Source organism: Marinoscillum luteum (assembly GCF_044005705.1).
GTDB classification, from domain to species: Bacteria; Bacteroidota; Bacteroidia; order Cytophagales; family Cyclobacteriaceae; genus Marinoscillum; species Marinoscillum luteum.
In genome coordinates, this window is record NZ_JBIPKE010000011.1 from 1 (window position 1) to 13,709 (window position 13,709).

The window sequence follows — 13,709 nt, forward strand, 5'->3', positions numbered from 1 at the left end:
TTTGGCCTTGTTCGTTCTTGTGATGAACTGAACTCCGAAGGTGTTTGTAGTTCTCATGACAATTCAGCTTTTGAGTGTTTGTGTTAAAATGATTCCTCTCGTGGTGAACTGCTTCCACAAGGTCACTCAAACAGACCTAAAACAGTTCAAATTATGCGATGCAACTATCTGTTTTACAGCTATTTGTATCAATCTGGTGAACTAAAATAAACCATTCATTTGGTTCACCGGATAGGTCTCATTTTTGCTGAAATTGTCTAAATCGAACTGATACGTAAAAAATAAAAAAGCCCGCAAATCGTAAGATTTGCAGGCTTTTGGGTTCTTATGAACCTTTGTTGTCGGGGTGGGAGGATTTGAACCTGCCATGCTGATTATGTTTGTCGCGATTGCGACTGTGTTGATCTCCTACTGGTTGTGGCACAAGAAACTGGCTCAGGGATAGTTTCGTCTATTCGGTTAGTCAGGCCTTTGCTCAAAGTTCTTCTGGAATAAAGACCATCTGAGATGAGGGAACCTCATCTCAGGATTGGTCATTTGTTCATCTTATATGGTATTTACCATCTTTGTGGTCATACTGAAGTTATTTCTTGTAAAGCTTAACTGTTTGGGTCTGCCCCTCTTTCTGCACCTTAGCTACATAAATACCTTCCTTAAAATCCGAAACATCAATGTCATGTTTGCCTTCCTTATATGTCCTGTCCAGGAGCAAATGGCCGGATAAACTGTAAATCGACAATGAAACATTGGGTTCTGAATTGGCAAATGTTAATTTGTCGACACAGGGATTTGGGTAAAAACTATTTTCAACCGACAATTCAACAACCTCGTCTCCCACTCTGGCTGATGGGTTGGCAGTGCCCCACCTGAAAACTTCCCAACCCTGATAGGCATGTCTATTGCAATTCATTCCGGAGGTTGAACCATTTTCGGATGAGACATATTTGTTGTTAAACCCAAAGAGTGCCACCTCATCTGAACTCACAGCAACCCATTCAAACTTTTCCCAGTCATCATAGCTCACGCGATTGCAGGTCATTGCTGAATAGCCATTCTCACAACTTACATACTTTCCGTTGGAGCCTTTTAAGGCAACTCGTCCGCCTCCCGCATCCACTACCAGGAATTTTTCCCAGTCCTGCACGGAAGGTCTGTCGCATGTAATGGGAGATCCGCCATCATTGGAGCTGACATATTTATTGCCGTTCTGGAGCCAAATAGTCTGCCCTATGGGCAAATTCGAATGTCCGCCTATCCTTACAGTGGCCACGATGGGTAGGTGGTCAGACGCTACGGGTGAGTTAACTACGTAAGTGCTTAATGTTGAATTGGAACTTTGATTTTCTATAAAAATATAATCGAGGCGGGTACCAAATCCAGTGGTGACCGAGCCCGTTGGGTATACCTCGCGATAGGTATCACGCATTTTGAGCGAACTCCCATTTTTGATGTATTCAATAGGATTTATTTCGCCTTCTGTGGAGTTAAAATCACCGGTAAAAATCACCGGATCTTTAATTGCTCGATTAATGGCACGCTGACAAAGCAGTTCCGCACTCTGAACGCGTGCACCGTGGTATGATACCATAGGAAAATGGCTGTTATAAACATAAAAATGATTTCCGGTGGCCTTGTCCCTGAAGCGTACATAAGTAACAACCCTATTATAATCCGGATCGTACCCCCTTCCACAATTCCAATAGTCATCTTTGAGCCAAAAAGTACCACTGTTGGCATAATCTACATCGTATTTATTGGTTTTGTAAAAAATGTATGAACTCTCACCTGAACCATCGCACTCACGGCTTATTCCGTAGGTCGAGTACCCTGAAGTCCTGCCCAGGATTTGATCTCGCATATAGCCATGTAGCTCTTGTGTGCCCAAAATATCAGGCTGATGTGTGTTGATGATGCTCGCTGCATTATCAACTCTACTGTCCCAGTTGGTTCCGTATGGCTGTTGCATGTTATATGACATCACTTTTATATCCTGACCGTGAAGATTAAAAATGAAGAAATAGAACAGTGCGGATAAATATATTAAGTATCTTTTTTTAGTCATGATGATCGATTTTAAGTCATTGAATGGTAATTATCAGATGTTGTGAGGATGGGGTGTCAGAATCTCCGGATTAGAATGAAAACGATCCGGAGTTTCTGATCACCCTACTAGAATTTATGGTAACTACTTAATAACCAACTTTTTAGATATGGTTTGTTCTGGACTTGATAGTATCACCACATACGCACCTGAACTTAAGCTTGACACTTTGAGCTGTCCGGTTTCTAAGAGCGATGAATAGACTGTGCGACCACTTAAGTCTACTACTTTTACCTGATCAAAGTCCGCTGCATCGATTGTGAAAGATTCAACCGCCGGGTTTGGGTAGATTTTAACCTCTGCATCAGTTTGCAGTTTCACGATTTCACCTGTGGTCACTCTGGCGCCTGAGGCTACCTCCCAGGTAAATTTCTCCCAGATATCGGCAGTGATCCTATTGCACATCATTTCGGAATTTCCGTCTTCCGAGGATACGAATCGACCATTGTTGCCTTGTAATCCAAAAGTGCCATTCCCAAAATCGACCCAGGAAAAAGCTTCCCAATCACCAATAGACAGTCGGTTGCATAGGATGCCTGATTGCCCATTTTCTGAAGAAACGTACCGGCCATTATTCCCGCGAAGGGCGATAAGCCCATTGCCGGCATCCACTACGGTGAACTGTTCCCATTCCTGCGGGGACTGACGATCGCAATTCATGGGTGATAAGCCGTTTTCTGAGCTTACGTATAGTCCGTTACTCCCCCTAATCCCAATTGTCTGCCCGATGGGACCTCCGGCACTGGCTGTAGGCCAATTGCCATAATCAGGGGTCCAGACGACATTATTGTCATCCATAGCACCTTTGAACCATTGCAGATCACCATCACTCGCTCCGAGAAATGTAAATTCAAGCCATCCCAACTGATGACTTTCTATCATGTTGTTGAAACCACTATAAGAAGTACCTGGATCAAACTCCGTGCAAATCAAAGCTGGTGTCATGCCACCACCTGTATCATATTTGAACTCTGAAATACACGCATCTACAGAAGCCATGGTTTCATATCCGTGAAAGGCAACTGAAGCATTGCTAAAGTCAACACCTCTCCAGCGCATGTAACCAATTCCGTCCAATGCTTCACGACCAGAATTGAAAGACATAAATGAACAAGTCATAATATGAGTATTAGGTGCTTTAGACCTTATCGTATTGTAAAGTACGACTTGATTTTCCCAATCGGAAGTTGACCAAGCAGCAGGGTTATAAGGACCCGGTTCGTTATGTGTTTCATATATTACATGGGTGCGATCCTTATACCGTGGTGCATAGAAATTCCAGAACTGTTGAGCCCATGCCATACTGGCAATTTGCCCATTGTTATTCCCGCATCCAATGGTGATAATCAGATAAAGATTAGCTTGGGCTGTCATTTCTACCAACTGGTCGCAAATTGCAGCATTTTGGCCTACTACGTGATTATGACCACCTATCGGGCAATCCATTTCAAGGTACACATGAAGACTGTTGAGTCCGTAAACCGTAGAAAGAGCATTGAGTTGACTCTGAGTTGGCATAACAGCGGCGCCGGTATGAGTTGCATTGTCTCCGCCATCCCAAGACAAACTTACTCCACGAAGCGGAGTGTTTTTGTCGGTCAGTAAACGGTTGAAGCCACTGTCGCTATTGATATGTGGCCTGCCTCGGTCAGCAAGTACTTCTAACTGTGAGCACAAGAGAATTATCAGACAAATAAGGCTGACTGGTAAGTGTCCGGAAAAGTTTCCCCGGGCTACCTTGTTTGGGTCATGCATTTCAGATGCCCTGAGGGGTTTCAAAACTGAAGAAGATTTTCTCATAATATTAGGTTTATGGTTTAGTAAAACATGGTGCAGAAGATAGCTGAAAGGATTGCCTGCACAGAAATTCAGGCCTACGACAAAAGATGGACAGAATTGTTACTATCTGATAATCAGGCAATTAAATTCACTAACCTAAGTAACTGAAGGGGGGAGACGTAAAGTGTAGTTATAAGGTAAGGAGGTAATCTGTAATACTCTCACTTGAAGACAAGCCTAGCTTTTTGCGCAGGCGGTAGCGACTTTTCTCCACTCCACGTACTGAGATGTTAAGAATGTTTGCAATCTCTTTGGTCTGAATATTCAGCCGAATAAAGAGGCACATTTGCAGGTGCGATTTAGTTAAGCCAGCATGCTTCTCGTGTAAACGCTGAATGAATTGGTGATGTGTTTCGTTGAAATGAATTTCAAATTGTTGCCAGTTTTCGTCATCGGCAATTTCCCGCTCTACCGATCTGACTAGCCTGAGGTATTGGTTTTTAACAGGTGCCGAAATGGTATTTGAAACATTTTGTAATTCCTCTTTTATGTTTCGTAATACCTTGTTTTTGTGGGCAATGTGCAGAATAGAGGTAGTAAGTTTGGAGTTTTGATTAACTAAAGTGGCTTCCAGATTTTCATTTTGCAGTTTGATGATTTCTTTCTCAGCAGCCAGTCGCTCTTGTTTCAATATGCGCTCTCGTTTAATCACTCTGGTTCGATACCAGGCGGTAACCGTCATGGCTAAAGCGATGAAGATCAAACATCGAAACCACAGAGTATTCCAGAATGGAGGAGCTACACGGATAGTAAGGGTGCGTACATTGTCAGACCAGATACCATCAGGGCCGGCGGCCATCACCATAAATTGATACTCCCCACTTGGCAAATTGGTATATGTGGCGAATCGTTTCTCCAAATTGACAAGATTCCATTCATCATCGAACCCTTCCAGCATGTATTTATACCTGATCATCCGGGGGTTGGTGTAGTCTATGGCAGCAAACTCAAGGGATACCGTCTTATCTTTGAAGGTCAGATCCAATTCTGAGGTGAGGGCTAAAGATTTTTTCAATACTATTCGATCATTGATCTTCTCCCCCACTTTGACTGACTTATTGAGAATCCGGAGGTTTGTAATCTCCAGGTGTGGCTCAGTGTTGCTCAGTTCAAATTGGGTTGGATGGATTTCATTGAACCCGTTGATCCCCCCAAAAAACAAGGTGCCATCGCTTGTTCGAAGGCACGAACTCATGTTGAATAAATCGCCCTGAAGGTTGTTGTTGGTACTGTAGTTCTTAATAGTACCATTAACAGTATTGAGCTTGGTTAACCCCTTCGTCGTGCCTAGCCACAATTGGTATTGGTCATCCTCCAGAACGGAATAAACGGTGTTGGAAGCAAATCCTGATACTCCATCGTATCTGGCAAATGTGCCATTGTTCTTTAGAATAACCAGGCCATTTCCTTCCGTGCCAATACATAACTGGCCTTTGGAATCCTCAAAAAGTGTCCGAATGAAATTACTGGGGATACTGCCAGGGTCATCCGGGCGGTTGCTGAAATGTTCAAAGCAGTCACATTGAGGATCATATCGGTCAAGCCCGGCATCTTCTGTGCCAATCCATACCATGCCTTGGTGATCGACTAAGGTGCACATCACCTGAAAGTGCGAAATACTCGCCGGGTCTTCAGGGTCGTGAATATACCGCCTGAATTGTTTCGTATTTAGGTTATACCTAAAAAGTCCACCACCCAATGTGCCCATCCAAATATTTTGATTATGATCCTCTGTGATGTTCCAGATGTTGGTATCTTTTATATCTTCTGGTATACCGGGTATTTCGGCATTATGCTCGAATGAATTGGATTGTAGGTCGTATCGATCGATTCCGTTGCCATAGGTGCCTACCCATATGTAGCCTTTCGAATCTTTAAATAAGGCTTTCACGACATTTCCACCTATACTCTTTTTATTATCCTGTGAGTGTTTGAGGTGCAAAAAGGATTGATGGGGCCTATTATAAATATTCAGGCCGCCACCATCTGTTCCGATCAGAAGGGTTTCATTATCCACTTCCAGCAATGCAAGCACAGACTTCTGACTCAAGCCATCATTTGCATCTGTTCGTACTGAATGGGCTACAAATTTCTCAATATTTTTAGATGCCAGGTTCAGTCCTTCTCGGAATGTTCCCAGCCAGAGATTTTTGTCATTATCTATGTAAACCGAGTGTATGGCATTGCTGCTGATTCCGTTTTTATTACCTGGGTTGTGTTGATAATGTTCGAATGTTTCTGAATCCGTATGGAGTAATTCCAACCCGCCACCATCAGTACCAATGGCTAAAATACCAGGTGAAAGCTCCTGAATGGCAGTTACGATATTGCTTGTGAGGTCACCAGACGCATCACCCTGAATATAGTGTCTGACTTGTTTTGTGCCAATGTTATACCTATAGAGACCCGAGCTAACACTGCCAATCCATAGCTCGTTGTTGGAATCCACATACAGGTACTTTAAATATCCGTCTATGCTTACCTTTTCCTCCAGGGAATCAGTCATACATACGAGTTCACTTTGTGCAGATGGATAATAGCACAAATCTCCTTCATAGTGTCCAACCCATATTTTTCCCGAGTTGTCTTCGGCAAAAGAGGAAACGTGTCGTTCACTGTAGGTGCTGCCAGGTGTCGTTAAATGCCGAAAGATCTTTTTCTCCTTATCAAAGATGTCTACCCCGCCCCCAAGTGTACCTATCCAGATATTTCCTTTCGAATCCTGAAAAATACTCTTGATGGTGTTATTAATAATACTTTCGGGTACATCATCACGATGAGAGAAACCTTCAAACTGTTCGCTTTCTCTATTGTAAATACAGAACCCACGTCCATTCGTACCAATGAGTATATCCTTGTTAGCATCTTCAATGATGGCATTGATATAATTGCCAGAAATACTTGTGGAGTCATTATATGTATATCTGGTGAAATTATAGCCGTTATACATAAAGAGGCCCTCGGTAGTTCCCAACCATATGTAGCCATAGCTATCCTGAGTAATACAATTAATTGGGACATTTGGCAATCCTTCATCCAGTGATATATGATTGAATATCAGCTTTTTATCTTGTGAATACGCTGGTTGATTCAAAAAGCAGAAAACAAGAATGCATTTTTGGACGATTTGCTTCATGAGGTAATTAGAGCCTGAATGGGAATCAAGCTGTTACTTGCAATTTCAGCAAATTATCCTAAAAAAGTAATCGTTCAAACTCAACCTTTCGTCATTCCACTTTTCGATGTGTAGCGCTGCACGATATACCGGAATCTCTATTGATCTGAAGTGAAAGTGAGATTAAGGCATTGCTCGAGCCTCACAAACCGGAATGACTAACTCAAAGCTTGATCCTGGTAAACTCAGGATCTCTCCTACCCAATTCTGGACTCGGAGTACAGGTTATAAGCTGCGACCAGGGACTCGCGCCCTGTGGATTCCTGATATCGCTGATACTCCTGCATCTGCTCGCGTCGCTCTGCGTAAACCGGCTGATATGCCGCCTCAAAAGCGTCCCAAACGATCAAGAGGAAGCCATAGCTAATTTTACTCTGGCGACCGTTCTCCAACCACTGGTCAAAAAGGGCCTCATCTAAGGGTTTTGGGAAATCTGAACCATCAAACATATTGAAAGGATGTCATAGCGAAACAAGGCTGCAAGTTAGGGAGTTCTCCCCCTTGTCCCCTGTGAAAAGTCTCATTTTATCAGATATTGTATGCATGCTCTAGTGAAATGACCGACTCTCATGATTCAAAAGGAAGTATCAAGGCATCCTGAGTCTGACGCTCAAAATTGAGTTTGAAAGGCTATAATTGTAACTGATCAGTTTTCAAGTGAATCAATCGTCCAGATTATGTCTAAAATACTCGTCTTGTTTGCTCACCCCAAATTTGAAAGATCCCGAGTCAATAAATTGCTGGTGGAGAAAATAAGGAAGCGATCCAGCGTCACGTTCCACGATCTGTATGAGCGTTATCCCGATTTTAACATTGATGTAGTATTCGAAAAGGAGCTATTGGCCAAGCATGACATCATCATTTGGCATCACCCCTTCTATTGGTACAGTTGTCCCCCATTAATGAAGCAATGGATCGATGTAGTACTGGAGTTTAAGTGGGCCTATGGACCTGAGGGGAATGCCCTCAAAGGCAAGCAGGCACTCAACGTACTTACTCTGGGTGGATCCAGGGAGGTTTATTGTGCGGAAGGACGCAATCACTATACGGTTAATGAATTTTTAAGGCCTTTTGAGCAGACCGCCAGGCTATGTGGGATGGATTATCTCCCTCCCTTTGCGATCCTGGGTACGCATCGGCTGTCGGACAATGACCTGGCGAAGTACGCCGCCCAGTACGATGCGCTGATAACCTTGCTCCTGCAAGGGGTGACTCCCAGGGAGGTGGGTAAATGTGACTATTTCAATGATGTGGAGGAACTCAAAAACCTAATGTGATATGAGTGGAAGTATTTTATTTCAGGCAATTATCTTTCTGGCGGGTGCCATCATTTGTGTTCCCATTGCCAAACGCTTTGGCTTAAGTTCTGTGCTCGGGTACCTCCTTGCGGGGATACTGATCGGTCCGTACGTACTCGGTTTTGTGGGTGAAGAGGGGGAAGACATCCTTCACTTTGCTGAATTCGGGGTGGTTATTATGCTTTTCCTCATCGGCCTGGAAATTGAGCCGAAGAGCTTCTGGAAAATGAGAAAGACTATTGTGGGAATGGGTGGCTCTCAGGTGGCCATCACCCTGCTGCTGTTTTACCTGGCCTTTTTAACCATGGGTTTTAGCTGGCAGGTATCCCTCGTGATTTCGATGGCTGTGGTGTTGTCTTCTACGGCGATCGTCCTCCAGACCATCAAGGAAAAGGGACTGATGGACACGTCTTTTGGCTCTTCCGCCTTTTCTGTGCTTCTATTTCAGGACATTATCGTCATCCCCATGCTGGCGATCATTCCACTGCTGACCAACTCTGCACCCACAGAAGTAGCCGGAGGTCATGAAGGTGAATCGCATACCTATATCCTCGAGAATTTGCCATTGGGAATTCAAACCCTGGGGGTATTCCTTTCCGTGGTGCTGGTGGTTGTTGCTGGCCGGTACCTGATCGTGCCTGTACTCAGGCTTGTGGCAACTACCCGCTTGCGGGAGCTACTGACCGCCTCGGCCCTACTGATTGTTTTGGGGCTTGCATTCACCATGGAGCTCGTGGGATTAAGTCCGGCACTTGGGGCTTTTTTGGGTGGAGTAGTATTGGCCACCAGTGAGTTCAAGCATGAACTTGAGAGTGACCTGGAGCCTTTCAAAGGGCTGCTGTTGGGTTTGTTTTTTATGGCCGTGGGTGCTTCAATCAATTTTATCGTCATTGGTGATAACCCACTGATGATTAGTGGATTGGTGTTTGGTGTCATTGTACTGAAGGCCATTGTCCTGTTTTTGGTGGGTACCTTTTTCAAAATGAAAATGGATCAAAAACTGCTCCTGAGCATTGGACTCGCTCAAATTGGGGAATTTGCGTTTGTTTTACTGTCCTTCGCTTTCCAGCTCAACATCCTGGATCGTGTGGATCTGGACATGATGCTGGTGGTGACGGCCCTTTCCATGACGTTGGCCCCTATTCTTGGCATTGTCAACGAGCGGTTCATACTGCCTAAAGTGGGTACCAGACAGTCCGAGCCCAGGAAAATGGATCACATTGCCAAATCACATAAGATTATCCTGATCGGGTTTGGACACTTCGGCAGTACCATCGGTCGCTTTTTGAGATCATATGGTATAGAGGCCACTATACTCGATCATGATTCCAACAGGGTGGATATTCTGAGAAAGATGGGTTTTGAAGTGTATTATGGGGATGCCACCAGAATTGAACTTTTGGAATCAGCTGGGATAGCGGAAGCCGAACTGTTGATTTGCGCCATTGACAACCCTGATGCCAGCATAAGCCTGGCGAGTCTCATACGCGAAAAATACCCGCAAGTGAAACTCATGATGCGGGCTAAAAGTCGATTCGATGCCTCTGAGCTATTGAACATGGGTATTTCCAACGTCTATCGGGAATCCCTAGAAACATCCGTGCGATTGGCTAGTGATGTTCTCCATCATATGGGTTTTAGAAGATACACCGTACACCGGCAGGCTCAGAACTTTATCAAATACGACGAGGAAAGCCTCAGAAGACTGGCAGCTGAACCAATGAACAGCGACCAGTATGTCTTTAAGGTAAGAGAGGAAATGGAGCAGCAAGAGAAGCTGCTCGAGGAAGACTTGAAAAGAGGTATCGTGGACAATGACCATCAATGGGACAGTGCACGAATCAGAAAAGACGCAGACTAGGCCCCACTAAAAGAGTTTACTAGCGAAGGTATCAAGCACCTCAATGATGATGAGGATAATAATGATCCATTCCAGGCGACTGCTCTCCCGGTGGTGGTTATAGGACATATACACCGTGAGATTATCCTCTACAATCTTCAGGGTATTGTCGATCTCCCTGTAGCGTGGCACCAGTTCGAAATGACGCACCAGTGTGTCATGAAGTCTGTCGAGGTATTCATTTTCCCAGGCTACATCCGGACTATCCAGAATGTAAAGGTTTTCGGCAATGGTGTTTTTGGTATTCAATGTTTTGCCAATAAAGCTCATCGCTTTCTTCTGACTCAGTTTCACTTTGCCATATACCTGCATGTCGTGCGTATAGGCCTTGATTTCACTAAGAATAGACTGACTGAGGCCATTAAAATGATCAAGAGCCACGGATTGCGCCAGGTGCATCATGATCATCTTGTTCACAGAATGATTAAAAGTGCCGAGTGCAAGGGTGTCAAAACTCAGGGTGATTTCATCCTCTCTCTCACCAAGTAAAATCTCCAGATCATCAGATGTCACGCTGCTTTTAGGACGAATGGATGAAGCCTTCAAGAGCTTGAGGTACTCTTCGATATCGGGCTGCGTCATTCCTGCAAACACCACAGCACCATAGCTCACGATATAGACGTATCGTGTGATGTCTAATTGGTAATACAGCTCAAGGGAGCTTTTGGTGATCAGGTGCTCCGGATGAAGTAGCCGGTAGTTCGCCACATCTATCCTGTCAGCAATGTGATAAGCGGTGTATAGTATTTTATCGTCCATTTTAGGTTATTTTAAACCTTAAACGATAAATAGAAATAAACAATCAGAGCTTCCGTGAAATAATTTTTGACCCTACCGAAAGCTATCACTGCTAATTGACCTGAAACGTTCTTGATATGTTAAAACCAAAATGGATTTCGCCATCAAAGAAGTTATTGGTAGTTTCAGAAATGAACCCTTTTGGAACCATTGACGTGGCATTGGTAAACTGAAGTTGAAACACATGGCCACCCGTCTCCAAATCTATCCCTATGGCCAATGAATTCCTTGTGTTTTCATTGAGTTGCTGGAACTGGTGATAATATTCTACACAAAGGGCCAGTCGCTGTGAAAACTTAACCCTACCCCCCATTCCGAGAGCAAAAATATCATTGTTTATGTCCTCCGCCCTGATCAAATTCCTATGTACCCATGTGGGTACCAATTGAAGAGAAATACTGCTGTTGAGTTTTCTGGCCAGGAGCAGAGAATGTGTATTGGCAAGTCTATTTGCCAAACTAAGATCATATTCTGGATCCTTTAGTGTCTTGAGTGCAATAGAGCTCAACCATGTCGCGGAAAAGGGACTATTACCCTTTCCGGTAGATTGACGCACTATTCGATACTTAATAAAGCTGTCATAGGTCTTTTCGAACGAACTTCTACCTAACCCAAGGTAGAGTCGATCGTTTAGTGCATACTCCAGCCCGATTCGGATGGTGGCATTGTCTAACCCAAAAAGTTCATAGCCACCACCATCGATGGTACCGAAGCGGTGAGCAATAATAAAATCCATGACCCCCTTTTTTCGGGTTTCTATAGAATGTCCATTAATAAGTCTCGTTCCCTTAAAGGTGGCCTCAGTCAATGTCTTTTGATCCCCTCGTTCATCCTCCAGCATTGACAACAGGTCATCCTGAGCAGCTAAGGTGAGTGAAAATATCAGAGCGATTGATATAGATAAACAATGTTTTAGCATGATTTCAAAGTGAGAAGTTGAACAATGCTTTTACTTCCACCACCTCGGCGATATTTTGAAACACGAGTGAGGGGATTTCAATATCAAACTCTGCCACAGAGAGTTCGAAATTAGTGGCTGCGGTCAGGGTAGCTGCTGTCCTGGCAAATTTCACCACTGTTGTGAGGGGCTTCTTCACGCCATGGATTTCAATTTCGCCAGATACCTCTGCCTCGAAACTTCCGCTATTCGAGAAGTCCAGATCAGCGAAGTTTTTGATTTGCCCCTTAAAGGTAGCCTTTGGGAATTTCTCAGACTCGAGATAGTTTTCATTGAAATGTTCCTCCATCAGGCTTTTATCAAAATGAAAACCTTTGATCAACATTGAGACTGCCAATGTGCCTTTGTTAAGATCAATAGCACCTAGCACCTCCTTATTAATGGCCTCAATGTTTTCTAAAGGCGCTTCCGAGAAAAATGAGGCTGTGCCTTTACGGTCTAAAATTGGCCCTTGGGCGGATATTTGAGCAATGGCACATAATGCCATTACCAGTGATAGTATTCCGATCTTCAACATGGTAGTTTAATTAAGAATAAATAGTTAGGCAATTGATTAATTGTTCAGAGCACCATCATTTACCCAGCAACTTATCAGATCAATCTGTTGCTGAGAGAGACTAGAGCCTTTAGGCATTGATTTGTTACCGGTTTTTGTTTTGATGGAACTGGCTCTTGATTGTATGGTGCTGAATGAAGTGAAGTTCGGTGAAACGCTACCATTGTGGCATCCAGAAATGGCACAATTGTTTTCAATGATGCTTTTTATGGAAGCTTCATAACTCACCCCAGAATTGATCTCCACACTTTGCGCACTTTCACATCCGTTCTGATCAATCACCGCAACCGAATAAGTCCCAAGCCCCAGCCCCTCAAAAGTGTTCCCAATTTGCACTTCTCCGTTATCGATCTGATAAGAATAGGGTTCCATTCCTCCAGTAGCATTCACTCGTATGCTGCCATCTGTAGTCCCACAACCAGCATTATTAGTAATTACTTCGGTAAGATTTACTCCACCAGTGTTTTCAATGGAAACTGAAAGCTCGTCGGAGCAGTCATTTGCATCTGTTGCCACTACGATATATGATCCAGCTTCCATATTGGCGAATATTCCATCCACATTGGTCTTGCCAGCAGATGTAAAAGTATAAGGAGGCTCCCCACCAGAGGCAGCCACCGCAAAGCTGCCTACAGGTGAGTCGCACTGAGATGCCTGAACTTCCAATGTTGCAATAACCACTGGGGAGGTTGAGCAATCTATTTTTGGGTTCATTTGTTCCCACTGGCAGGATGTGGCCAGAAGAAACGTTAGTACATATAGCAATCTAAGGACTCGATCGTTCATTGGATGTTCTTCTAATTTCACGAGACAAAAATCATTTCTTTAATGCTTTCTAACTATCAGTTTTCCGGCATTTGATTGGAAATTTCCGACACTCTTAGGTGCGATTATTTCCCACTGTAAACTTTACGACATTTTGTCACCAACCATCTCGAATAGGTTTGAAAGGAGGCGCCGGATCATATGATTACAAACTCCCCACACCACAACCTCCTTCTTAGCCAGTGTGTCTTTTGATTGATCAGCCATGCGATAGTTAACGTGCAACTGTAGGAAATCCGACATGATAGGGAGAATTAAG

General features: G+C 43.9%; 11 protein-coding genes. 2 read left to right on the plus strand and 9 right to left on the minus strand.

From position 1 onward, the window contains the following. Window positions 1-583: 583 nt before the first annotated feature. From ACHKAR_RS02190 to ACHKAR_RS02205, 4 genes are all read right to left on the minus strand, one after another. Complete coding sequence (locus ACHKAR_RS02190; RefSeq protein ID WP_395415982.1) at window positions 584-2,062, minus strand: endonuclease/exonuclease/phosphatase family protein; 1,479 nt, start codon at window positions 2,060-2,062, stop codon at window positions 584-586. A gap of 123 nt (window positions 2,063-2,185) precedes the next feature. Further along, window positions 2,186-3,901, minus strand: coding sequence for a cellulase family glycosylhydrolase (locus tag ACHKAR_RS02195; protein ID WP_395415983.1), 1,716 nt, complete (start codon window positions 3,899-3,901; stop codon window positions 2,186-2,188). A gap of 169 nt (window positions 3,902-4,070) precedes the next feature. After that, entirely contained in the window at window positions 4,071-7,076 is a 3,006-nt protein-coding gene (locus ACHKAR_RS02200) for a ligand-binding sensor domain-containing protein (RefSeq protein ID WP_395415984.1), read from the minus strand. 236 nt (window positions 7,077-7,312) lie between these two features. Continuing rightward, window positions 7,313-7,564, minus strand: a complete 252-nt coding sequence (locus ACHKAR_RS02205; protein ID WP_159579801.1) for a hypothetical protein — start codon at window positions 7,562-7,564, stop codon at window positions 7,313-7,315. Between the two features lie 228 nt (window positions 7,565-7,792). Here ACHKAR_RS02205 and kefF point away from each other — a divergent pair, with 228 nt between their 5' ends. Further along, window positions 7,793-8,392 carry a glutathione-regulated potassium-efflux system oxidoreductase KefF gene (gene kefF / locus ACHKAR_RS02210; protein ID WP_395415985.1) on the plus strand — a complete coding sequence of 200 codons (600 nt, stop codon included), beginning with the start codon at window positions 7,793-7,795 and terminating at the stop codon, window positions 8,390-8,392. Window position 8,393: 1 nt separating this feature from the next. After that, window positions 8,394-10,274, plus strand: coding sequence for a monovalent cation:proton antiporter-2 (CPA2) family protein (locus ACHKAR_RS02215; protein WP_395415986.1), 1,881 nt, complete (start codon window positions 8,394-8,396; stop codon window positions 10,272-10,274). Window positions 10,275-10,280: 6 nt separating this feature from the next. Here the strand turns inward: ACHKAR_RS02215 and ACHKAR_RS02220 are convergent, their stop codons facing one another. From ACHKAR_RS02220 to ACHKAR_RS02240, 5 genes are all read right to left on the minus strand, one after another. Beyond that, complete coding sequence (locus ACHKAR_RS02220; protein ID WP_395415987.1) at window positions 10,281-11,072, minus strand: RMD1 family protein; 792 nt, start codon at window positions 11,070-11,072, stop codon at window positions 10,281-10,283. A gap of 91 nt (window positions 11,073-11,163) precedes the next feature. Continuing rightward, window positions 11,164-12,030, minus strand: a complete 867-nt coding sequence (locus tag ACHKAR_RS02225; RefSeq protein ID WP_395415988.1) for a DUF5777 family beta-barrel protein — start codon at window positions 12,028-12,030, stop codon at window positions 11,164-11,166. A 4-nt stretch (window positions 12,031-12,034) separates the two neighbouring features. Next, on the minus strand, window positions 12,035-12,586 hold the full coding sequence (locus ACHKAR_RS02230) for a YceI family protein (protein WP_159579811.1): 552 nt from the start codon (window positions 12,584-12,586) through the stop codon (window positions 12,035-12,037). Window positions 12,587-12,622: 36 nt separating this feature from the next. Beyond that, complete coding sequence (locus ACHKAR_RS02235) at window positions 12,623-13,411, minus strand: SprB repeat-containing protein (protein WP_395415990.1); 789 nt, start codon at window positions 13,409-13,411, stop codon at window positions 12,623-12,625. Window positions 13,412-13,534: 123 nt separating this feature from the next. After that, entirely contained in the window at window positions 13,535-13,693 is a 159-nt protein-coding gene (locus ACHKAR_RS02240) for a hypothetical protein (RefSeq protein ID WP_395415991.1), read from the minus strand. Window positions 13,694-13,709 lie beyond the last annotated feature (16 nt).

Bases quoted from the DNA above. Each gene is read 5' to 3' on its own strand.
- kefF (WP_395415985.1), top strand. From the start codon at position 7,793: ATGTCTAAAATACTCGTCTTGTTTGCTCACCCCAAATTTGAAAGATCC.
- ACHKAR_RS02200 (WP_395415984.1), bottom strand. From the start codon at position 7,076: ATGAAGCAAATCGTCCAAAAATGCATTCTTGTTTTCTGCTTTTTGAAT.
- ACHKAR_RS02230 (WP_159579811.1), bottom strand. From the start codon at position 12,586: ATGTTGAAGATCGGAATACTATCACTGGTAATGGCATTATGTGCCATT.
- ACHKAR_RS02240 (WP_395415991.1), bottom strand. From the start codon at position 13,693: ATGTCGGATTTCCTACAGTTGCACGTTAACTATCGCATGGCTGATCAA.
- ACHKAR_RS02190 (WP_395415982.1), bottom strand. From the start codon at position 2,062: ATGACTAAAAAAAGATACTTAATATATTTATCCGCACTGTTCTATTTC.
- ACHKAR_RS02235 (WP_395415990.1), bottom strand. From the start codon at position 13,411: ATGAACGATCGAGTCCTTAGATTGCTATATGTACTAACGTTTCTTCTG.
- ACHKAR_RS02215 (WP_395415986.1), top strand. From the start codon at position 8,394: ATGAGTGGAAGTATTTTATTTCAGGCAATTATCTTTCTGGCGGGTGCC.
- ACHKAR_RS02205 (WP_159579801.1), bottom strand. From the start codon at position 7,564: ATGTTTGATGGTTCAGATTTCCCAAAACCCTTAGATGAGGCCCTTTTT.
- ACHKAR_RS02225 (WP_395415988.1), bottom strand. From the start codon at position 12,030: ATGCTAAAACATTGTTTATCTATATCAATCGCTCTGATATTTTCACTC.
- ACHKAR_RS02220 (WP_395415987.1), bottom strand. From the start codon at position 11,072: ATGGACGATAAAATACTATACACCGCTTATCACATTGCTGACAGGATA.
- ACHKAR_RS02195 (WP_395415983.1), bottom strand. From the start codon at position 3,901: ATGAGAAAATCTTCTTCAGTTTTGAAACCCCTCAGGGCATCTGAAATG.